Source organism: Lysinibacillus fusiformis, from assembly GCF_016925635.1.
Lineage (GTDB): Bacteria > Bacillota > Bacilli > Bacillales_A > Planococcaceae > Lysinibacillus > Lysinibacillus fusiformis_F.
In genome coordinates, this window is record NZ_CP070490.1 from 3,941,517 (window position 1) to 3,963,453 (window position 21,937).

The following is a 21,937-nucleotide window of genomic DNA, read 5'->3' on the forward strand; positions in this document are numbered from 1 at the left end:
TCTATTTTCTCCAAAAATTTAGTAGAAATTTATTTTTAACGTGTATCCTTGCAAGTATTAACAGAAGGGGAGATACGTATGAAAAAGAAATTAAAGAAAATGGTTGTCTACATGGGGGCATTCATCGTGCTTGGAATGATGATAGTTTGTATCTACCACTATAGTTTAGTACAGAAGGAGTCAGCTATTTTACAACCTAACGGCACATTAAACAATGTAGATGGTCAAAACATCCATGTTTATCAGGAGGGGACTGGCGACGATACATATGTCTTTATGGCAGGCTCAGGCATTGCAGCACCCGTATATGAGCTAAAAGGGCTGTATCGTAAGTTTTCACAGCATCATCAAATTGCAGTAGTCGATCGAGCTGGCTATGGCTATAGCGACGTAGCCCATGATGATAGAGGTATCGATACCATTTTAGCGCAAACACGACAGGCACTTCTACAAAGTGGACTTGAGCCACCCTATGTCCTCGTGCCACATTCCATTTCAGGGCTAGAGGCGATTTACTGGGCACAAAAATACCCCGATGAAGTAAAGGGCATCATTGCGCTGGACATTGGCTTACCTAGTCAATATGTAAAGCATCCAATGGGGACGGTCGATCGTTGGATGGTGAGGGGAATGCACCTCGCTACTAAGCTAGGCGTACATCGACTTATGCCATCTCAGGTCTATAATCCACAAGTATTGAACATGTCTTTTTTAACGGCACAGGAAAAGGCAATCTATCAGGCGTTGTCCTTTAAGCAATTTTTTAATGAGGCTATGCAAAATGAGCTGTTACAGGTCTATGAAAATAGTTTACAATCAGAACAGCTTCCAAAGCCGCAAGCCACCCCTATCTTACTGATTGATGCCATTGCGGAAGACAATAAACATTCGAAATATACGAGGCAAAATCGGCAGGATTATGCAGATTTTGCGAAGCAATTCACCTATGCACAAGTGAAAGAGGTCAGTGGCACACATTGTATATATCTTTATCAGCCCGAGGAAATCTATCAACTAGCGCTGGCATTTATGAAAACAGAAAGGTCGATCAGATGAAGGGATTTAGGATTTTAATTGTAGAAGACGATCACATGATTGGTGATTTGCTCCAAAAAATAGTACAGCGAGAGGGTTATGAAGCGATCTGGAAAACGGATGGCAAGGATATGATGGCACTGATTCAGCAGGTGGATTTAGTCATTATGGATATTATGCTGCCAGGAGAGGATGGCTATCAATTAAGCAAAAACATTAAACGATTAGGCTTAAATATTCCGATTATTTTTTTATCGGCACGTAATGATATTGACAGTAAGCTAGAAGGATTGATGGTCGGAGAGGATTACCTGACAAAGCCATTTGATCCGCGAGAGCTGTTGCTAAGGATGCAAAAAATGCTGGCACAACAATATGGTACATTTACGCAAATTCAGCATTTATTTATTGATGGGGAGCGCCGTCAAGTGTTTCATCAAAGTATCCATAATGAAATTGCCCTGACAGCGATCGAGCGAAAAATTTTCTTTTATTTATTCGACAATCGAGACAGAGTGTTAACAAAGGATCATTTCTTCGATTATCTTTGGCCGCTCGATGAACGCAATCATAATATTTTGAATGTCCATATTAAAAAAATTCGAACAAAGCTACAGGACCCAGCAGGCAATATTGTGCAAAATATTTATGGAGAAGGGTATCGTTTGAATACCTATACTAGAAAATGACCTTAAAAACCAAATACCGCACTTTATTATTTGTAGCGATTGTGAGTGTGCCCATTGTGCTATTAGGCATTAGTGTGGCCATGTCTATTCTATATGACAAGGCCTTTAAAATGAAAAATGGTGGCATCCCGTTTCATGAGTCCTTTGCCTATCCCGTTATGTTGCTTACGTTTGTGTTAGCTTTAGGATTGCTCGCATGGCTATTTTCCACATCGATACATTCTTTATTATCCAAAATTACATTACTCAATAAAACAATTCGAAAACTAGCGAGTAATGAACGGATACCTGATACGTTAACCGTAAGCAGTGAGGATGAAATCGGGCAGCTTAGCCAATCTGTCAATCTCTTAATTGAGCGTACAACTTACAGGGAATTAGAGCTAGCACAGCAGCAGGAGCTTCAGAAAGAGCTGCTACAAAAGTTGCGACATGACATCCATACGCCATTGACGGCCATTCGTTTGCAGTTGTTTTATCTAGAGGATCAATTACAGGGACAGCCGAAATTGGTGGAATCCTTAAATGCACAAATTCAATATATCACGAATTTAACGAATGCCTTTCAGTTACAGTCCTTTGATACGAGTGAACAGTCCTATGTCATGCAGGAGGAGGTCCAGCTTGTGCCATTGTTAGAAATGATGATGAGGAAGTGGCAGTATTTATATCGCATGCAGAACATTATTCTAAGTTTTCATCATGATGATTTACAAGCAACTTGGCTTAGCAATGAATTATGGCTACAGCGTTTATTCGATAATGTTTTTCAAAATACATTAAAGCATGCCCAAGCAACCAAGCTAGTGGTGACGATTAAAAACGGACAGCTTACGATGTGTGATGATGGCATCGGCTTTCATCCTGACGATGACCACGATGGACTTGGGCTGAAAATCATACAGGATATTGCGCAAACGCTGAACATCGAAGCCTCTTTACAATCAAACAGGGATGGCACCGTCTTCTGCTTTACGCACCAATAAAAAACAACGGCAAAGACTGCCGTTGTTTTTCCATTTAAACTGATTTTCGTTGCTGTAGTAAGAACAGGGCAAGTCCCAGTAAAATGACCATAATCCCTACGCCTTGTTGAACGGAAATCATCTCATCTAAAATAAAATAAGCTAATATACAGGTGCCGATCGTTTCGCCTAAAATACTCATGGAAATCACGGTTGTACTTAACCATTTCAATAGCCAATTAAAAATGGTTTGCCCGAAAATCGTCGCAATGACAGCCAGCCCTACAAGGGACCACCATGTGGAGGCTGAATAATCGAAAAATGACTCTTTCATCAAGAGGGCATAAACGGCTAAAAAGATCGAGCTACTGCCATAGCCGATAATGGAATAGGGAATGAGTGATAAATCTTTGCGTACAGATTGCCCGATAAAAAAGTAGGCTGTAATAATCCCTGCCGCAATAAAGGCTAGAATATCACCATAAAGGGCTTGTCCACTGATCTGGAAATCTTGCCAGCCAATGATGAAGCAGCCGATGATCGCTACGAAACAGCCCAAAATTGCACCTTTTGAAAATCGTTCTTTAAATAAGAAATAACTGCCTACTAAAGAGAATAGTGGCTGTAGTGTCACAATGACGGTTGAACTAGCCACAGATGTGTAGTTTAATGATTCAAACCATAAAACATAATGACAGGACAAAAATAAGCCTGATAAAATGCCAAGTCCCCACTGCTTTTTTGAGAGGCTAGCAAGCTCCTGCCGCAAGCCCTTCTGAGCTAATAAAAACGGTAGAAGCACCAGCATCGCAAAAAATAGTCGATAAAAGGCTGTAATCGCTGGTGGTGCATCAGCGAGCTTAACAAAAATAGCTGAGGTGGATAACGCAAATACTGCAAAAAATAACGAGATGTAATAAAACATGATGTACTCCTATACTTTTACAAGATTAATAATGACAAACCTATTATAGTGCAGTCGACATGAATAATATAGGGTTTTTAGAATATTGGCACAAAACATCATCCTGCAACTAATTCTGTTCAAGCAAGGATTCAATGACCTGCTTTAATTGCAGGATGAAGGGCTGCTTGCTATCATCTTTTTTATGAATAAAAACCGTTTCAATAATATGATGGAGATTGTCTAATTCATAAAAATAAAGGTCAGGGCAAGGATAGAGTGCTAGTAATTTCGTATTTAATACAGCCAATGTATGCTCGATTTCAAGAAAATCGAGAATACTACTAACCGATTTGATTTCTTTCATCGTAAAAGGAACCTGCTTCTCAGTGAGCCATTGTGCTAATGCATGGGTATACATGCAGCCCTTACTTAACACAAGCAATGTGACTGGTGTCCGTTGTTCAAAGTCAATGATATGAGCAGAGCTTGAGATGACTTCGAATGTTTCAGTGGCGATGACATCATAGTGTAAATCGCTATAATGCTTGATTGGATTACTTGTTAATGCACAATCTATTTCCGCCAGATGGACTTTATGATTTAAGGACGTACTCGATTCTACAGTGAAATCTACATCAATCGGACTTTGACTGGCTTGTAGCGCGTTCATGATGGATGGACCATAGATTTTAATGGTTGTATGAGATGTACCCACATGAATGTGTGTTTGCGTCGGGCCGATGTTATGTAAAAAATCCTCATAATTTTGAGCAACTTTCTTTAAAAATTGTAAATAATGATCACCTACCTCTGTCAGCTTTAAGCCTTGAGGCGTTCGTTTAAAGACCTCCTGCCCAATTTCACGCTCCATTTTTTTCACCTTTGCTGTTAAGGCAGATTGTGTGTAATTGGTGATTTCAGCCGATTTACTCAAGTTTTGCCTTTCAAGAAGCTCCATTTTTAAGGCAATTTCTTCAATGTTCATGTTGTTCCTCACACACCTATAGAATTTTTTGATAGCGGCTATCATTTTCCTCCATTTTACGTACGCTAGCTGTCCACGTAAACTCTAGGTAACGAAAAGGTATACTGCAAAGCGGTATAAACCTGATGGAGGGTTATTATGCATACATATTATCGATGGGTCATTTTACTTGTGGCTACACTTTCGCAGACAGCCGCAACCTTTGTGACCTACGGGATGGGGCCAGTTGCCTCTTTTTATCAAATGGAATGGCACTTAACGTCCTTCCAAACAGGACTGATTGTTTCAGCCGTCAATATTGGACCGATTTTCTCCATGCTGCTATTCGGCTATCTCATGGATAAAAAGGGAGAGAAGCAGATTATTGGATGGGGTTCAATTATTCTGGGCCTGTCAGCCTTATTGCTCATTCCTGTGAATCATTATACGACATTGCTACTCGTATTAATAGTTGTGGGAATATGGTATGGCAGTGCGCAAACGGGTGGCAGTACAGCTATAGTGAAATGGTTTCCTGACAAGCATCGAGGACTTGCTATTGGGATTCGCCAGACAGGTATTCCAATTGGCGGTGCATTGGCTTCAACTGTGCTGACTTATTTGTATCAACTTCATCATCATCATCTTTCCTCTGTCCATTTAACACAGGGCTTGATGGCGATTGGTGGGGGACTATTATTTTTATTGCTGTACAAAGAACCAAAACAGCATGTAAGCGCTGCGGCAGCTCCCATTCCTTTTAAAGAGAAGATGCGTGCAATTCGGCACAATCGAGCGCTCTATCCTTTATTTTTTGTTGGCATGGTCATGATGTCCCTGCAAATGATTATCATTGCTCACTTTATGAGCTATTTACATCAAGAGGGTGGTTATTCATTAACGGAGGCAGGGCGCTATTTAAGTCTGATTTTACTTGGTGGGATGCTTGGGAGGATTGTGCTTGCTTGGATGAGTGATCACTATTTCGCTCAAAGGCGAGAGCCATTATTAGTGTTCGTCATGGTCGCTACATTTCTGATGATTGGCTGTCTGCCCTTTGTCATACATAGCCAGGGCTTGATGATTATTTTTTGCGGTGTGTTTGGTTTTTTAGCACTTGGCTGGTACTCCTTATATATCACTTGTGTTACCGAACAATCGGATTCTCAAGCTGTTGGGCTGACTGTTAGTGCAGCGTTAACGATTAATCAGTTCTTTATTGTCTTGGCACCAACAGTTTATGGCTTATTGGTTGCTGTTTTTTCCAGTTATCAGCTCGCTTTGGATCTCGTCGCTGTCATGGTATTACTTGGGGCTTTTCACTTATATCGAACAACCCAAAGTAGTCTAACTCCTGAAAGTTCGGTAAAATAAGGGAAAAGAGGAAATGGAGGTTGCTGCGAATGACCAGTTCGATTTGGATTGATACTGAAATTAATAAAGTATGGCAAGCGATTACGGAGGAGCAATCCCTCTCCCAATGGTACGCACCAGGCTCCACATGGGACATTCCCATACTAGCTGTTGGGGAAAAGATGACATTTACCTTAATGCCAAATGCGCATAATCAGCTATCTGAAAAACTGCCGATGCAGCTAACGATTCAGCAAGTGAAGAAAAATGAGGAATTTGCCTTTTATTTAGAAGTTCCTGAAACATTGATCGCTATTACGCTAGCCGAGCAGGGCAATGGCACAACGGTGAGCTTTAATTCGCCAGGCTATGATGCCTCTCTCGCTAATTTAAAGGCTTTGCTGGAGGGGCATGACTAGCCATCTCTACGTCTCAGGTCTTAGATGAATTTCAAGCGTAGGGTCGTATTTTAATTTCCTTACTCCTATATAATGTAATTATTGGTAGATTAAATGGCGGGAGGAAATAATGTTGAAAAAATTAGTTGGTTTAGGTGTCGTGATGGGGACGTCAGCATTGGTGCTATCGGGATGCTTTTCCGTTATGCCAAGCAAGATGCGAGAGGAAGCCATCTTGGTGGAAAAGGATAAAGCGAAAGCATTAGAGGTAGACATTGATTTAGGTGTCGGGGAAATGAATGTATCGAGCGGTGCAAAGGAATGGGTTGAGGGCAATGCAGAATATAATTTAAAAAAGCTAGCCCCACAGGTAGACTATGCTGTACATGGCGATACAGGAGAAGTGGAAATCAAGCATAAAGGCTCCACAAAGCTAGGGCTCTCCAATATTAAAAACACATGGGCGATTCAACTGAATGACAGCATCCCATTGGATCTGACTGTAGAAACGGGTGCCTCTCTTGCCAACCTCGATTTACAGGGACTTCAGCTGGAAAAACTCGATATTGAAGCGGGTGTTGGTGATCTAACGGTCAATCTAGGCGGCGATTGGAAAAAGAGCTTCACAACGAATATTGAAACAGGCGTCGGTCAAACAACGGTCATTTTACCTTCAAAGGTTGGGGTCAAATTAACGACGGAAAAAGGCATTGGCTCGTCTAATGTCGAAGGCCTTGTGTCTAAAGGCAACGGTGTCTATGTCAACGAAGCTTATGACAAGGCGGATGTTGTGCTAGAGGTCAATTCGGAATTGGGCATCGGAGAAATTACCTTTAAGTTAGATCGATAGAAAATGGAGTAGGCTACTTTCATTGAAGTAGTCTCTTTTTTTGCGTTCAAAAAAATTTAATACAAGTGCAACTTTTTACTTGGGTCAATGACTCTAAGGAGGGAAGGAGGGAACGAAACAGATCTACCATTCAAACCGTCAGCCGACACAATAATCATAATAGGGGTGTCAAATACATCCTTTGTATTTGGCGCTTATTTTATGGTAGCTTTAAGAAAGCAATTGTTTTAAAGGAGCGAATAGATTGAAGACCTATACATACAAGCAACCAGCAGCCATCGAGTCAACAGAGACCGTTACTATTTTAAATGAAGCAGGGGAGGTATCGTCCACCGTTCAACGTGTGTATTCCAATGCACTAAAAAAAGCATTCGATAAGACGATGGATTATCGTTATTTCGTTCGATTTGATGCGAATGATCGCAATGGTCAGCCTCTTTTTACGTGTAAAAAAGTATCCCGTCGTGGACGCGTGCATTTTCGTGGCAAGGATTTGGTGACAGGGAAAGACTATATGATTGCCTACGATGGCTGGCAAATTATGATTCCCGATTTAGTCATTACCGATGGCGAACAGCAAATCAAACTCAACAAAGAAATGGAGGACTGGTCTGTTTTTACTGTGAATGAGCAGCCCATCGCCCGTTGGCAAGCGACTTTCTGTGAGACGCATTTTGACATTACTCTGCAAATTGAAGACAGCAGCCCCATTCAGCAGGAAGCCTTTTTTATTGCAATCGGACAGGCTGTGCTTTTTGTTGGGGCTTAAGTTAGAAGGGGGCTTGATGAGGTGCTAAACATACTACCAGCAAAAGAAATTTATTTACAGGGAAACGAGCATGCCCTATTGCTTTTACATTCCTTTACAAGTCATACAAGAGATATGAAAAAAGTAGCCACTGCGTTACATACACAAGGCTATACTTGCTATGCGCCCTTATATCGTGGACACGGCACTCTCCCGGAACAGTTATTACACTATCAGGTAGACGACTGGTGGCAGGATGTAGTGAATGCCCATCAATTTTTATTGGATGAAGGCTATCAAAAGATTTCAGTCATCGGTCTCTCCATCGGTGGTATTTTCACATTGAAGCTTGCCCAATTAGAGAAGCTGGTGCAGATCATTGTCTTATCGGTACCGTTTGATAAGGAGCCAGAGCAATTAAAACAAAGAATTGTAGACTATGCCTACAATTATAAAACGATAGAGGGCAAATCACCGCTTCAAATCGCACAGGAAATGGAGCCATTTAAGAACATGCCATTAGATGCGATGAACGCATTCCAAACGTTTATCCAAGAAACGATGCAGCAGCTTGATAAAATCACCATTCCTATTGCTATCTACTATGGTGAACGCGACGATGCATGGTATACAAAAAGCGCAGAAATGATTTATCAGCATGTTCAATCATCTAGAAAACGGAAGAAAGGCTTTGAAAATTCTAAGCATCTTATGACATTAGGACGGGATCAAGAAGCTATCATAAAGGAAATGATGGATTTTCTTCAAATTTAGGGAGAGTTTCATTTATAAAAGGAGTGGGGGTGCTCACTGAAGAGAGAAATTCGCTCCAGAGGGGTGTAGAAGCGCTCATTCAAGAGAGAACCCCGCTCCAAAAAGAAGTAAAAGCGCTCATCGAAGGGGAGTCTGCGCTCCAAAAAGGAGTAAAAGCGCTCATCGAAGAGTGAATCACACTCCAAAAAGAAATAGAAGCGCTCATTCAAGAGAGAACTCCGCTCCAAAAAGGAGTAAAGGCGCTCATTCAAGAGAGAACTCCGCTCCAAAAAGGAGTAAAGGCGCTCATTCAAGAGAGAACTCCGCTCCAAAAAGGAGTAAAGGCGCTCATTCAAGAGAGAACCCCGCTCAAAGAAGGAGTAAAAGCGCTCATCGAAGAGAGAACCCCGCTCCATAAAGAAGTAGGAGTGCTCATTCAAGAGAGAACCCCGCTCCAAAAAGGAGTAAAGGCGCTCATTCAAGAGAGAACTCCGCTCTAAAAAGGAGTAAAGGCGCTCATTCAAGAAGGAACTCCGCTCCAAAAAGGAGTAAAGGTGCTCATTCAAGAGAGAACTCCGCTCAAACAAGAAGTAGAAGCGCTCATTCAAGAGTGAACCCCGCTCAAAGAAGAACCAAAAGCGCTCGCCCGAGAAAGCCCCCCGCTCCTAAAAAAACAGCCACCTCATCCAGAGAGGGGCTGTTTTTACTTAGATTTCCACGATTTCATTCGCTAGCTTTTGTCGGCTAATCCAGTAGCCTTGGAGGGTAAAGACAATGAGTGTTGCTCCTAGGAGGGTGATGCTTGTGATGCCTAATGTTAAGAAGTCATAGGACATCGGGGAGCCCTCATCAATGAAGCCTAGCATTCTTGTTAAAACTAATCCTAGCAATGTGCCGACTGTGAGACCATAGAGGACAAAGGATAGGACTTGTGTCAGTATGAGCTTCATTAAGCCATTTGGTGACAGGCCAATCAATCGTTGGATGGCATAGTCGCTGCGTTTTGTATAAATGGTATGCAGTAATGTTTGTAGGACACCTAGGGCAGTGGCAGCTATTAAAATAACAAAGACACCGACAAATAGGCTCCAGCGTTGGAAGAACATTTCATTGGATTGCGCTAGTATGGTCGCTTTATCTGTAAACTTCAGGGCTGGCCAGCGCTCTTCCAAGAATGATAGCTCCGCCAATGCCTGCTCAGGGTGAGATGTTTCGACCATAATGTCTTCGATGATTAGGTGATCCTGCGCCGTGAGGAATGATGACCAATCAACGATTATATCAGCACGTTGAATAGGTGTATCGGTAATTCCTATAATTTGTAATTCACCGGTTGGCATATCCTGCTGGGCAGCAAAATCATAGGAACCTATCGTTAGACGATCACCCACTGATAAATGATGACGTTCGGCAAAGTGCTTTGTCACCACGAGACCATCCTGCAAATTTCCACCCTCAATTTCAGGCAATTTCTTTAATTGCATAAATTTCTCGATATCAATGATTGTATAGTTTTCTGGTAGCCATTCTTCGCCGAGTTGTAGGGCAATATACGCATTATTACTTTGTGCATACGCATACTGCACGCTCGGCACTGCTTCAATTTCCTCTATAATAGCAGGTGTGATGGTTGGATCATTTAATTCATTATTAATCTTTACGGCTGTTTCGTATTGTGATTCCGTGTAGGCAAGGTCGTTGAGCTGTAAGGTTTTCATTAATGAGCTGCCAAAGGTTAAAATGACCATTAATCCAATAATGCTGAGCACCACGGGCATATTTTTGCGTACTTGTGGCATGAGCTGCTGGCACGCTAAATAGGCTTCTTTGCCAAGTACCTTTCGAATCGGCTTTAAAGCCAGATGAAGGATGACTGTAAATAGATAGGGGATTAGTAACAGTAAAATCCCACATACGAGTAATGTCCCGAGTAGAATAAATAAGGCACCTTGATCGCTTCCTGTCCCAGCTAAATAGGCTTGTAAAAAGAATAGTAAAGCGATCACACCTACAATACTGACGATGATTGCTTTCCATTTTGTCCAACGAAGATGTAAATGTTCATTTTCTGAAGCGATTTGTAATGGCAATAGTCTGGAACTTTTAGCTACTTGCCATTTTGTCATCATCTGCAGAATCAAGAAGCTGGAAAGGGCAATCAATAGTATAAATCCAATAGGAAGCTCTGTTTTAGCATTAGGTAAATGCAACAAGCTAATTAATTGTGGCAGCCAGATTTTTATCACCACAAGGCTCAGCGTTGTTCCAAGCATAACACCAAAGCTAATGATCAGTGAGAGTTGGAGCTTAACAATACGTCCAACCTGTTTTACTGATGCCCCGAGAGCCCGTAAAATCATTAGTTGCTCTTTGATTTTATAGAATAATAGCTGGAATGTGGACAGCAATAGGACGCTTGAAATGAGTAAAATAAAAACAGATAGTACAATCATAAAAACCATTAAGCTCTGTAAATTTCTTTTAAATACATCGTAATCACTCATAACATCAACACGTAATGTTGCATCGAGTTGTTTGATTTCTGCACCTACTGCCTTGGCACGACCCTCATCTGTTTTCATGAGCGCAAATATGCCTGCCGTTTGTGGCTGACTATTGTTCATCCATGCTTTGACAACATCATTAGCTAAGAGGATGATATTAGGACTGTCAGTGCCTTTCATAGTCGGTAAAATTTCTTGCACGATAAAATCCTTTGATTGAATATGAATGGAGTCCCCAACGCGTTTATTGAAAAGACGGGCAACATTTTCTGAAAGAATGGCATCGTTCGGTCCAAGATTGACCTCGAAATGGTAGCGGCTTTTCACAAGGTCATCATTTTCCACGCCAACGGTATAAAAAGCAGTGTGCTTTTCTTGTTCAACCATTGTATGAGCTAGCGATAAACTGGACACTTGTGTGACACCTGCTAGGGTAGAAAGCTCCTCTATTTGTGATGCTGTCAACAATTTTTGCTGATCGGGATTATAACCGACCATTAAGTCCATTTCTCCATACAATGCTTGGATGTCGGCCTTCATCTGGCTATTGGCATTCCAAATGTAGACGGTCATTGTCATCACCAGGCAAATCGAGATCGTAATAATACTAATACTTGTTAGGACATTTGCCCAAGCGGCACGAAATAGCTTGAGGGCAATATTGCGCATCGTAAACATTAGCGATCCCCCCTCGTAATTTGTTTGAATTTCATTAAAATACAATCCAAATCCTCTTCATTCTGCTGGTTTTGATAGGAATCCACAATTGCCCCATCATGGAAGAACAGTACCCGATTGGCATAGGTAGCTACATAGGGGTCATGTGTGACGAGTAAAATCGTTTGCTGGTTCGTTTTTTGCAGAGCAACGAGCAGCGCTAAAATTTCATCTGTTGTATGAACATCCAAAGCCCCTGTTGGCTCATCTGCCAGTAAAATAGGAGGGTTAGCAATAATCGCACGCGCAATGGCGACACGTTGCTTTTGTCCACCAGACAGCTCATGGGGTCGATGCTTTGCCCAAGCGGCGATATTCAAGGTTTCCATCATGTGCTGCACACGCACCTTAATCTCCTTGCTAGGAACATCATTTAAAATAAGGGGAAGTGCAATATTATCCTCGACGGTTAAATCCTTTAGCAGATGAAAGGATTGGAAGATAAAGCCGATATTTTCTTTTCGAAATTGCGATGCTTTTGGCTCTTGATAAATAGCGTGAGCTTCCTTGCCAAATAAAAATAATGCGCCGTCTGTTGGCTCATCAATGGCACTGATCATATTCAGAAGTGTGCTTTTACCAGAGCCGCTTGTCCCCATAATCGCTACCATTTCTCCTTGATAAATGGTGCAATGGATATTTTTCAAGGCATTCACAGTATGATGCTTTTGCTGATAAATTTTGGACATCCCTTCAACACGTAGCACTTCTGTTAACCGTCCTTCAGGGATGGGTATTGCATTAATGACTTCTTTCAGCGGATTGAACCCACTCATCGAGATATGCCCCCTTTAATTGTTGTCGTAATGCTTGCAAGCCACGGCGAATATATGTTTTCACGGTGCCTTCAGGACATTGCAAAATCGCCGCAATATCCTTGACCGAGTAGTCTTGATAAAATCGTAGCAATAGCACTGTTTTGTACTTTTCCTCGAGCTGGCAAAGAGCCTGCCATAAATCCAGCTCTTCTTCGATATATGTAGGGGATGAGCTTGTTAAATCCTCGAAAGTTTGTGGTTCAACAGGCATAACTGTATTTTTCTTCGCTATATAGGTTTTACAGCAATTAATCATAATTCGGATGAGCCAAGTAGCAAAATAGTGTGGCTCCTTTAATTGTGGCAAGCCCTCATAGGCTCGAATAATGGTTTGCTGAAAAACTTCTACGGCGTCGTTTTCATTTTGTACGTAGACATAGGCCATGCGATAAAGCTTATGCTGCTCCTGCTCAATTAGCTGATAAAATGCTTGCTCATCACCTTGTTGGGCTAAGGCTACAAGAGATTGTTGGGTGCACGTAATGAAAATCGCCTCCTTTTCGACCATTAGACTCAGCAAGTCGTCATTTCGATTCAAGTTTTTTATTTTTATTGAGAAACTTAATAAGCATACCCATTTAATAGTAGGTTATCAATTTATTGCTATAATGATAGTGGCTTAATCGAAAAAAAGGAGTGAGTTTATGAGCAGAAAGCCTATTTATGTCGAGATAGACATCCAGGCGCCTATAGAAAAAGCATGGGATTATACACAAAATCCTCAGTTGCATGAGCAATGGGATTTACGTTTTACATCCATTACCTATAGTCCGAAAAAATCACCTGAGGAGCCACAGCGTTTTACCTATGAAACGAAGGTCATGCCAGGCTTACAGGTAAGCGGCTGGGGAGAAAGCAAGGGGGAGCATCATAAAGAAAATGGCACGCGAACATCCTCTCTGCATTTTGGCACGCCTCAAAAGCGCTCACCTATAGCGGAGGGAAAGGGCTATTGGCAATATATCCCGCATCAACAGGGGCTGACATTTTTAACTCAATATGATTATGACACACGCTATGGCAAGCTTGGCACATTCTTTGATCTATTTTTTCGCCCATTAATGGGGTGGGCGACGGCACTCAGCTTTGATGTATTAAAAAGATGGCTAGAAAAAGGAGAAAATCCTGCTGCCCAGTATAGACGATTCTTTTTAACCATGCTCATGCGTATATTCTTTTGCTTTGTCTGGTTCTATCATGGTCTTGTACCGAAGATTGTCCATCTGCATCCGCAGGAATTAAAGATGACGGCTTCATTACTAAACCATGCAGATCAGCTAGTGGTGTGGATAGGGGTTGCAGAAATCCTTTTTGCCTTGTGTTGGCTTTACCCGCGAGGAAAACGCTGGCTCTTTGGCATACAAATCATTGTTTTTCCACTCTTGACGATCGCTGCTATTGGTGCGGACCCGACAAGTATTCAAGCTCCCTTTAATCCACTCACCTTTAATAGCGCTTTATGGGTGTTGTCAATCATCGGATTTAGCTTAAGTAAAGATGTCCCAAGTGCCAAAAGCTGTAAAAGAAAGCGAGGACAACAAGGATGACGATCTATCAAACATTTTTAGGGGATGATTTTGCAAGACTTCATCCGATGCTACAACAGCGTTATGCGTTACCGATTGATGAACCATTTTTTGCTCAGGGTGTGATGCATCAAATAAAATCTGGTGCTAAATGGATGCGTCTCTTTTATACGCTGGCAGCGAAAACGCAATTTCTGTTCCCTGAGTCAGGGGAGAATGTTCCCTTTACCATTTCGAATACATGCCGAGCTCTGCCGAGTGGGGTACTGGAGGTGCTATGGGAGCGCACCTTTTATTTCCCACAGAAGACAAGGCATTTTGATGCAAGGATGACCATTGATCCAATCCGAAAAATTGTGAAAGATTATTTAGGCACACCTTCTCTTTTTTATTCCGATTTGCACTTTACGGTGACACGAGAGGGAACGTTAGTTATTCGTTCAGGTAAACAGCGTTTTGTCCTCTCTCGTTTCGAATGCCCCATGCCTAGATTGATAGAGGGGCGGGTCATTGTGGAGGAGGGCTTTGATGAATCGAAAAATGTCTTCACCATTCATGTCTCCATCCATAATCCATTAATAGGGAGGCTCATGATGTATGCTGGAGAATTTACGCAACAATCGAAGTAATTTCATTTTTTTACTGGGGATTATGTTCACGGTAATTTGCTTTGTACTTAGTGGACAACCCAGTTACTTTTGGTTACTCACAGCTGCTCAACTGATTTTCGTCCCCACCATGGTCTCCGTGGTTGTGGATGTTCAGAAAGCGGGCAAAGCCATCATTGTTGGGATGATGCTAGCTGTTACACTGCTGCATGGGTGGACGGATGGCTTATTGGCTAATGTGCTGGCAGGTATGTATTTACTGTATACCTTCTATATAGCCATACAAGGCGTGAAAAGGTTTTTACAGCGAGGATTTACGAATAGTGCAGAGTTTGCGATTGACATGGGGCTTTTCTATCTAGCTCTTGGTGGTTTGTGGTTTTTCGCCTATGTCGCCAACATTGATACTGGCTTTTCACCATTAATAACGTGGTTAACGGCCATTCACTTTCATTATTCCGCTTGTTTATTACCCATTTCAGTCGGACTTTTGGGTCGATTACATGATAGTAGCGGGTATCGTGTCATGGTGATGATTTTGCTGGCAGGACCACTCCTTGTTGCGATGGGTATTGCCTTTTCCAGACTCATCGAAATCATCGCAGTTGCTCTTTATATCTTCGCTATCTATGGCTTGTTTTTCGTTGCACTCAAAACAAAGCTTCCGTTTGGGCAGGGGCTATTGCTGAGGATTTCCTATGGAGCGCTCTGTCTGACGATTCTTGGATCTTGTCTGTATGTTTACAGTCGTGTCAGTGGCAACTTTTCCATTGGCATTCCACAAATGCTCCAATTCCATGGTGTAATCAATGGTGTTTTCTTTGGTGGGGTAGGGGTTATCGCATGGCTAATGGCTGTACCCCCAACAACACAGCGTCCGTTTGAGTTTCCTGTAAGCCAAATTCGCGGGAAGCTGCGTCATAAGAATATACCACACTCTGGCTTGGTCGATGCCTTACAGGATTTTGTCGATACAGCAAAGCTACCGCCTGTCATTCCGCATTTTTATGAGCATACGACGTCCTATCGTCTGTTGGCGACGGTGCAATGGAAGACTTGGTTTCGACCTTTTGCCTTTTTGTATCAAGGATTGAGCCGTTTTCTCCAACAGCTCAATTTACCCTTTTCCAGTAAGCAAATCGAAATGACGGGCAGCATTGTTCAGGTCGATTCTGTACAAGATAGCCGTCCGTCTCCACGTGCATGGATTCGGACAATGCATCAGCAAACCGTTTTTGTCGCCATTTATTCGAAGCACACAAGCAACGAAACGACCTATATGAATATTGCCTTGCCACTCCCGTTTTCAACAATGGTTGGTATTTTGTATGCCTATGAAGAAAATGGTCAGCTACACCTAACAAGTCGCCACGATGGAGATGCAGGAATTTATTTGGCGATAGGAAAGAATGTGATGAGGCTACCTTTACAGGAGCATTTTCAAATTGCTGCAGTAGATGACAAGACATTGACAGCACGCCACCAGATGACGTTATGGGGTATTCCTTTTTTACAAATTGATTATCATATTGAAAGAAATGTGTAGATTGGCAGGAAATCCCTCATCCGAACGAGAAGGTCCTATATAGAGACAAATAACAAGGAGTGATGGCTTGCGTTTAACAAAAGGAATTTCTGGTTTCGATGCAGCGCATTTAATTGAGCAGGACATGCGCATGTTTCAGTCGATGGTGTACCATTTAGTGACAAGCGAACAACGAGCGAAAGTAAGGCAATTTATCGATAAAGCGCCCTTTATCTATATGCAGGCAGTGGTCGAAATTGATGGAGAGACACTGACGATTCTTCATCATCGTTTGATGCCGTACATCGCCTTTGCCAAGCAGGAGGAGAGTAGCTTTACCTTTTTATCCAAGCCGCTGCTGCACAAATATTTTCCTATGCGTAAATGCTTGGAAGCGGAGACTCTTGCCACATCACTAGCAAAGGATCAAGCATTGCATAGCCTATCTGCTACGGAATGGAAATACGTCTCTTATTTTAATAGCCAAACCATTGGCGACGTGATGTTCAATGGCTGGGATTAAGGATAGTACCAAAGACGCAAGATGAAAGATGCTATAAAAAACATTATATTGACCAAGTTATTTCTGGAAATATAGCAAAAATTCCTAAAACCGCTAATCGTCCTTGTTAAATGGTAGATTTTTAATGATGGAATAGATTAGGAAAATAAGGGGTTTTTGCAGATGAAGTTCAAAACAATCAGTAGACGCATTGTTTTTTCCTTTAGCATTGTGATCGCAATTGTGATGGGGTACATTGTTTACAATTACTTTGCTATCAAGCAAAGCAATGATGCGACAGAACAAATTGTACAGCAAGAATTACAACTATTAATCATCGATTACGAGCAGGCACAGTCTATTGATTTAAGGATAGCGGCAGCTAGAGGCTATGTGTTGTCTGGGAGAGAAAAGTATAAAGAGATATTTCAGGATAATGTTACAAAGGAAGTAAGCAACGAAGAAAAACGATCAGCATTATCTTCCTCGGGCGAATTCGGAAAATTTGCGGAGATGTCCAAGGAATGGAACCGTTATATTGAGCAGGAGGTATTTGCGGTATATGACGAAGGAAACACCGAACTGGCTACCCAAAACCTCACGAAAATGGATGACATAGCGACGACCATTCGTGAAGGCTACGAAGGCTTAGCGGCGCAACGAAAGCTAGCCATTAATGAGGTAGGGACGGACATCATTGCCACTGGGGAGCAGAAACAGCGAATCGCCATTATCGTAGGTGTTGGGATTGTTCTTCTAGCAGTGATAATTGAGCTATTAAGTGCTCGTGGTATTTCAAGACCGATTGTGACGTTAACCAAGCGTATGCAGCAAATGACCAATGGCGATTTAAGTGAGCCGCCATTGAAGATTCAATCGAAGGACGAAGTGGGGCAACTGATGGAAGCGACCAATACGATGTCAGATATTTTAAATCGTCTATTAAAGCACATTCAAACAGTGTCCAACGATGTGGCGGCACATAGTGAGGAGCTTCTTCAGTCGACTTCAGAGGTCAAAACAGGGACAGAGCAAATTGTTCATACCGTAACAGAAATGGCGAGTGGGACAGAACTACAGGCAGATCATGCATCAGATGTCGCTTCCTCCATGAATGATTTTGCTGGCAAAGTCACTACGGTTCATCACGGCAGTAAAGATGTTCAACAGTATTCGCAGGATGTGAAAGCTTTAACGCAAGAAGGTAGGAACTTAATGACCACTTCCACAAAACAAATGGAAGCAATCCAGCATACGGTGAAGGATGCTGTGGAACAGGTAAATGGCCTAAGTAAGCAAACACAGGAGATTTCTAAGCTTGTAGCAGTCATTCAAACGATTGCAGCCCAAACAAATTTACTTGCATTGAACGCAGCGATTGAAGCGGCCAGAGCTGGCGAACAGGGGAAAGGCTTTGCTGTGGTGGCGGACGAGGTTCGGACTTTAGCCGAGCAGGTCGCCTTCTCCGTTGATGATATTACAGCGATTGTGAGAAAAATTCAGGATGATTCCCATGCAGTGACCTCCTCGCTAGAGCAAGGCTATGGGGAAGTAGAAAAGGGCACCTCACAAATGGCAGCAACCAATTCAACATTCTATCGAATTGCGGATGCTATTGAGGCCATTGCCACAGGCGTTGACGGTATGTCAGTGGAGCTAGCAGAGGTTGTTCACAATACTGTCACGATTCATAAAGCAGTTGATGAAATAGCTGCTGTCTCCGAACAGTCAGCAGCAGGCATTCAGGAAACATCGGCTACCATTGAGCAGACCGCAAGCTCCATGGCGGAAATTAAACATAGTGCCGAGCATTTAGCAGAAATGGCTGAACAACTAAACGCCCTGATTCGTCAATTTAAGCTCTAGAAATTACCTGTAGATTTCAAACTTCCATCACATTTCATCTGTATACTAAGGCATTGGAAGGTGGAATCATTTTGAGAAAATATTTACTTTTATTATTGATGAGTACTTTATTCATGGCACCTGTTGCCTACGCCCATACGATGGATAAAAGCACACTATTCACAGATGTCCCTGAAACAGATGCCAATATTCAGGACATTATGGTATTACACAGTATTGGGCTTCTTGGGTACAATGGCAAAGATATGGCCTTAAACCCAACAGACAACCTCTCCCGCAAAGACTTTGCAGGCTGGGTAGGTGGCTTCTTTGGTCTTGAAGGAGCGACAGTGGATGAGCTAGCACAAGCAGCACAAAAAGAAGATTACGTGTCTTCCCTAGAGGGAGATATTACGTACAAGGAAATAAATACAGCACTTTTTCATCATAAACTAGAGCTAGCCAATCCTGACGCAACCATGACGAAACAAGAGTACATTGCATTCTTAATAGAGCACCTTACATTTGATATGGGCGGACATACGCTTATGCAAATGGGCGGCTTTGCAGAAGGACCAACGGGTACGATTGAAGACGTGGTAACAGGTGACCAAACAGGGATCATCATTGACGGTAAAACATACATGCTGTCAGGACACCCTCGCATCTTTGCCGATTCAACAGATGCCAAAAGCTGGGTAGGGCAACAGCTAGAACGCTCTATTTTCACAACAGCAGCAGATCACCACCATGGTCATGACGGTGGGCAAGAAGAAAGCCACGGCGACCATGCAGAAGGACACAGCGACAGCCACGAACACGAAGCATCCGCCACAGATGAAGCAACTCTACAATATGTGCAAATTAGCACTACACAAGTGGTGAAAGAAGATACCAAAGAAATGGAGTCTTCGAACGCCACACCAAGAGAAGAACAACAAGCAGCCGCATCTGATGACACAACATCCAACTCAAACACAGTATGGATGATCGCCATCCTTGCTGTACTAGCAGCTATTTTTGTTATTGTTTTTGTGAAACGCAAGAAATAATGTAAATTAAAAAAACCAGCAATGACCGAGGAAATTCGGTTATTGTTGGTTTTTTTAACAGGAAATTTTATTTATACAATAAATTTTAAGGATTTAAATTCTGCTTAGCTAATAAAAAATGTCGTCAGTTGGACAATATCTTCTTATCCTATTCTGATTTAAAACCCACTTAGTTAATGAAAAACATCATCAATAATCGACTTTAAAGCATCAATGTTTTCATTTAAATTCCACTTAGTTAATGAAAAACGGGTAACGTTTGGAAATCTCATCTTCTAATTTCTTATTTAAATTCCACTTAGTTAATGAAAAACAAAGTTATCACTTGCTATTGAAAAAGCGTATTTGAGATTTAAATTCCACTTAGTTAATGAAAAACGTTACTGTCCACACATTGAACAAGTAAGCTTTGTTACATTTAAATTCCACTTAGTTAATGAAAAACAAACGACAAAATCCTGATTTGTGGAGGTATTACAGAATTTAAATTCCACTTAGTTAATGAAAAACTGCAACCATCAAGTTTCAGTAATTTGTGTATAATAAATTTAAATTCCACTTAGTTAATGAAAAACAGTATGGGCATTCGAACCACAGAAAATGATTGCTGGATTTAAATTCCACTTAGTTAATGAAAAACGTATCACCCAGCTTGCCAATTTCTTCGAGATATTCATTTAAATTCCACTTAGTTAATGAAAAACGTTAATATCTGTTGCAATAACTTCACGATTTTTATCATTTAAAATCCACTTAGTTAATGAAAAACAGGCAGCTAGTAAATGAATATAAGAACACAAGATCAATTTAAATTCCACTTAGTTAATGAAAAACCACGCGTGGTTCAATTGAATTTAGTTTCCGTAACCAGATTTAAAATCCACTTAGTTAATGAAAAACTCTAAGCTGTTTAGATATGAGTGGATTTGGAAAAAATTTAAATTCCACTTAGTTAATGAAAAACAGCAGCCGGCATCTTATGGCTAATCTTAGACGAATTTATTTAAATTCCACTTAGTTAATGAAAAACAAACATGGAAAAAATACTTGATATTTTAGTAGCTATATTTAAATTCCACTTAGTTAATGAAAAACAAAGATGCTGAAGTTGTGGCAAGCTTTGCTGACATTATTTAAATTCCACTTAGTTAATGAAAAACCAATTTCAACAACAAAAGCTATCAAGGGAAGAGGAATTTAAATTCCACTTAGTTAATGAAAAACATTAGCTAGCGCAGATATAGACAAGCTATATCTTTACATTTAAATTCCACTTAGTTAATGAAAAACTACTTTAGCCTGTGCATCTTTTATGGAATCCCATGAAAATTTAAATTCCACTTAGTTAATGAAAAACAAGTATAGTCCAGATAAGACCCTTAAAATTGCTCAATTTAAATTCCACTTAGTTAATGAAAAACAAGTAATGACCCAAATCCAACTGGTAGTCTTATCAAATTTAAATTCCACTTAGTTAATGAAAAACTGGAAGATTAGTTGAAGGATTGAATGTGTTTCATTATTTAAATTCCACTTAGTTAATGAAAAACTCATCCTCCAAATTGCCACCATTGGTATTATGTCACATTTAAATTCCACTTAGTTAATGAAAAACAGCTGAAGTAGCAAGCGCCGTTACAAAAGAGTTGCAATTTAAATTCCACTTAGTTAATGAAAAACTCAAACCCCTCTTTGCGTTTAAACAATTCCTCAAACAAATTTAAATTCCACTTAGTTAATGAAAAACCCACCTTAATCATAATCAAAAAACCCTTATTTTTCAACGCTTTATCGGGTTGTATGTTGCGATCAATATGATTCATTTGCAGTCAATCAGTAGTCCGGAAATTTCCCTTTGCCATCCAAGTGCCTTGAAGCTAGGTATGATAAGCTTTGAAGGGATTTAATGTTGTAAAATGATTCACTGCAATTTTATATAAAGAGGGGAGAATCCGTTCCATTCAAGTAATAGTTCATGACGAGCACATGCTCATAGGGAGTTTTGTATCTACGTTAAATATTTTCATGCTTTATAAATTTGCCTTACTCGTGTTACCTCCCCATCATGAGCAATCGTCGTATACTTAGTGCTTTAACACCTTCAATGTGAATTTCATATTTGGGGAGGCATATAGGCTCTTGGTTGCTACTAGTTACTGTGAGTTTTTTGATTAGATG

19 protein-coding genes and 1 CRISPR repeat array are annotated in these 21,937 nt (G+C 41.1%); of the genes, 14 read left to right on the forward strand and 5 right to left on the reverse strand.

Annotated elements, in window-relative coordinates:
* The first annotated feature begins 78 nt into the window (after nt 1–78).
* Genes JTI58_RS19175 through JTI58_RS19185 form a run of 3 tightly spaced genes read left to right on the forward strand, consistent with a single transcriptional unit; the run spans nt 79 to nt 2,710 of the window.
* Nucleotides 79–1,056 carry an alpha/beta hydrolase gene (locus tag JTI58_RS19175; protein WP_205443033.1) on the forward strand — a complete coding sequence of 326 codons (978 nt, stop codon included), beginning with the start codon at nt 79–81 and terminating at the stop codon, nt 1,054–1,056.
* Nucleotides 1,053–1,724: a response regulator transcription factor gene (locus JTI58_RS19180; protein WP_205443034.1), complete on the forward strand. Its 672-nt coding sequence runs from the start codon at nt 1,053–1,055 to the stop codon at nt 1,722–1,724. Before JTI58_RS19175 ends, JTI58_RS19180 begins: the two co-directional genes overlap by 4 nt.
* Complete coding sequence (locus tag JTI58_RS19185) at nt 1,721–2,710, forward strand: sensor histidine kinase (protein ID WP_205443036.1); 990 nt, start codon at nt 1,721–1,723, stop codon at nt 2,708–2,710. Before JTI58_RS19180 ends, JTI58_RS19185 begins: the two co-directional genes overlap by 4 nt.
* Nucleotides 2,711–2,744: 34 nt before the next feature.
* Here JTI58_RS19185 and JTI58_RS19190 read toward each other — a convergent pair whose 3' ends face one another.
* On the reverse strand, nt 2,745–3,614 hold the full coding sequence (locus tag JTI58_RS19190; protein WP_205443037.1) for a DMT family transporter: 870 nt from the start codon (nt 3,612–3,614) through the stop codon (nt 2,745–2,747).
* 109 nt (nt 3,615–3,723) lie between these two features.
* Entirely contained in the window at nt 3,724–4,581 is an 858-nt protein-coding gene (locus tag JTI58_RS19195) for a LysR family transcriptional regulator (protein WP_205443039.1), read from the reverse strand.
* A gap of 138 nt (nt 4,582–4,719) precedes the next feature.
* Between JTI58_RS19195 and JTI58_RS19200 the strand changes: the two genes are divergently transcribed.
* From JTI58_RS19200 to JTI58_RS19220, 5 genes are all read left to right on the forward strand, one after another.
* Nucleotides 4,720–5,934, forward strand: coding sequence for an MFS transporter (locus tag JTI58_RS19200; protein WP_205443040.1), 1,215 nt, complete (start codon nt 4,720–4,722; stop codon nt 5,932–5,934).
* A 29-nt stretch (nt 5,935–5,963) separates the two neighbouring features.
* A complete protein-coding gene (locus JTI58_RS19205; protein WP_205443041.1) occupies nt 5,964–6,332 on the forward strand; it encodes an SRPBCC domain-containing protein in 369 nt (122 codons plus the stop codon).
* Nucleotides 6,333–6,441: 109 nt separating this feature from the next.
* Nucleotides 6,442–7,161, forward strand: a complete 720-nt coding sequence (locus JTI58_RS19210; RefSeq protein WP_243456136.1) for a toast rack family protein — start codon at nt 6,442–6,444, stop codon at nt 7,159–7,161.
* Between the two features lie 244 nt (nt 7,162–7,405).
* Complete coding sequence (locus JTI58_RS19215; protein ID WP_205443043.1) at nt 7,406–7,930, forward strand: tubby C-terminal domain-like protein; 525 nt, start codon at nt 7,406–7,408, stop codon at nt 7,928–7,930.
* A gap of 21 nt (nt 7,931–7,951) precedes the next feature.
* Nucleotides 7,952–8,683 (forward strand): alpha/beta hydrolase, encoded by a 732-nt coding sequence (locus tag JTI58_RS19220; RefSeq protein ID WP_205443044.1) that lies wholly within the window; start codon nt 7,952–7,954, stop codon nt 8,681–8,683.
* A 686-nt stretch (nt 8,684–9,369) separates the two neighbouring features.
* On the opposite strand, the gene JTI58_RS19225 is transcribed toward JTI58_RS19220, so the two are convergent.
* Genes JTI58_RS19225 through JTI58_RS19235 form a run of 3 tightly spaced genes read right to left on the reverse strand, consistent with a single transcriptional unit; the run spans nt 9,370 to nt 13,239 of the window.
* Nucleotides 9,370–11,844 (reverse strand): ABC transporter permease, encoded by a 2,475-nt coding sequence (locus JTI58_RS19225; protein ID WP_205443045.1) that lies wholly within the window; start codon nt 11,842–11,844, stop codon nt 9,370–9,372.
* The gene (locus JTI58_RS19230; protein WP_393948473.1) at nt 11,844–12,572 is read right to left on the reverse strand and encodes an ABC transporter ATP-binding protein; all 729 of its coding nucleotides are present in this window, start codon (nt 12,570–12,572) and stop codon (nt 11,844–11,846) included. The genes JTI58_RS19225 and JTI58_RS19230 overlap by 1 nt, the downstream gene beginning before the upstream one ends.
* Before the next feature lie 52 nt (nt 12,573–12,624).
* Nucleotides 12,625–13,239: an RNA polymerase sigma factor gene (locus JTI58_RS19235; protein WP_347709094.1), complete on the reverse strand. Its 615-nt coding sequence runs from the start codon at nt 13,237–13,239 to the stop codon at nt 12,625–12,627.
* A 106-nt stretch (nt 13,240–13,345) separates the two neighbouring features.
* On the opposite strand from JTI58_RS19235, the gene JTI58_RS19240 reads away from it, so the two are divergent.
* The 6 genes from JTI58_RS19240 to JTI58_RS19265 all read left to right on the forward strand — a co-directional run bounded on the left by JTI58_RS19240 (nt 13,346) and on the right by JTI58_RS19265 (nt 19,759).
* Complete coding sequence (locus JTI58_RS19240) at nt 13,346–14,248, forward strand: DoxX-like family protein (protein ID WP_205443052.1); 903 nt, start codon at nt 13,346–13,348, stop codon at nt 14,246–14,248.
* Nucleotides 14,245–14,856, forward strand: a complete 612-nt coding sequence (locus tag JTI58_RS19245; RefSeq protein ID WP_205443053.1) for a DUF4166 domain-containing protein — start codon at nt 14,245–14,247, stop codon at nt 14,854–14,856. Before JTI58_RS19240 ends, JTI58_RS19245 begins: the two co-directional genes overlap by 4 nt.
* Entirely contained in the window at nt 14,825–16,381 is a 1,557-nt protein-coding gene (locus JTI58_RS19250; RefSeq protein ID WP_205443055.1) for a YndJ family protein, read from the forward strand. Before JTI58_RS19245 ends, JTI58_RS19250 begins: the two co-directional genes overlap by 32 nt.
* Nucleotides 16,382–16,448: 67 nt before the next feature.
* Nucleotides 16,449–16,883, forward strand: a complete 435-nt coding sequence (locus tag JTI58_RS19255) for a hypothetical protein (protein ID WP_205443056.1) — start codon at nt 16,449–16,451, stop codon at nt 16,881–16,883.
* A gap of 162 nt (nt 16,884–17,045) precedes the next feature.
* A complete protein-coding gene (locus JTI58_RS19260; protein WP_205443058.1) occupies nt 17,046–18,728 on the forward strand; it encodes a methyl-accepting chemotaxis protein in 1,683 nt (560 codons plus the stop codon).
* Nucleotides 18,729–18,799: 71 nt separating this feature from the next.
* On the forward strand, nt 18,800–19,759 hold the full coding sequence (locus tag JTI58_RS19265) for a hypothetical protein (protein WP_205443059.1): 960 nt from the start codon (nt 18,800–18,802) through the stop codon (nt 19,757–19,759).
* Between the two features lie 91 nt (nt 19,760–19,850).
* Nucleotides 19,851–21,506: direct repeats of the CRISPR family, unit length 29 nt; unit sequence ATTTAAATTCCACTTAGTTAATGAAAAAC.
* The last annotated feature ends 431 nt before the right edge of the window (nt 21,507–21,937 follow it).

Coding starts and splice junctions, on each gene's coding strand:
- JTI58_RS19245 (WP_205443053.1), top strand. CDS start 14,245: ATGACGATCTATCAAACATTTTTAGGGGATGATTTTGCAAGACTTCAT.
- JTI58_RS19175 (WP_205443033.1), top strand. CDS start 79: ATGAAAAAGAAATTAAAGAAAATGGTTGTCTACATGGGGGCATTCATC.
- JTI58_RS19225 (WP_205443045.1), bottom strand. CDS start 11,844: ATGTTTACGATGCGCAATATTGCCCTCAAGCTATTTCGTGCCGCTTGG.
- JTI58_RS19260 (WP_205443058.1), top strand. CDS start 17,046: ATGAAGTTCAAAACAATCAGTAGACGCATTGTTTTTTCCTTTAGCATT.
- JTI58_RS19205 (WP_205443041.1), top strand. CDS start 5,964: ATGACCAGTTCGATTTGGATTGATACTGAAATTAATAAAGTATGGCAA.
- JTI58_RS19195 (WP_205443039.1), bottom strand. CDS start 4,581: ATGAACATTGAAGAAATTGCCTTAAAAATGGAGCTTCTTGAAAGGCAA.
- JTI58_RS19230 (WP_393948473.1), bottom strand. CDS start 12,572: ATGTCCAAAATTTATCAGCAAAAGCATCATACTGTGAATGCCTTGAAA.
- JTI58_RS19180 (WP_205443034.1), top strand. CDS start 1,053: ATGAAGGGATTTAGGATTTTAATTGTAGAAGACGATCACATGATTGGT.
- JTI58_RS19210 (WP_243456136.1), top strand. CDS start 6,442: ATGTTGAAAAAATTAGTTGGTTTAGGTGTCGTGATGGGGACGTCAGCA.
- JTI58_RS19200 (WP_205443040.1), top strand. CDS start 4,720: ATGCATACATATTATCGATGGGTCATTTTACTTGTGGCTACACTTTCG.
- JTI58_RS19185 (WP_205443036.1), top strand. CDS start 1,721: ATGACCTTAAAAACCAAATACCGCACTTTATTATTTGTAGCGATTGTG.
- JTI58_RS19240 (WP_205443052.1), top strand. CDS start 13,346: ATGAGCAGAAAGCCTATTTATGTCGAGATAGACATCCAGGCGCCTATA.
- JTI58_RS19190 (WP_205443037.1), bottom strand. CDS start 3,614: ATGTTTTATTACATCTCGTTATTTTTTGCAGTATTTGCGTTATCCACC.
- JTI58_RS19250 (WP_205443055.1), top strand. CDS start 14,825: ATGCTGGAGAATTTACGCAACAATCGAAGTAATTTCATTTTTTTACTG.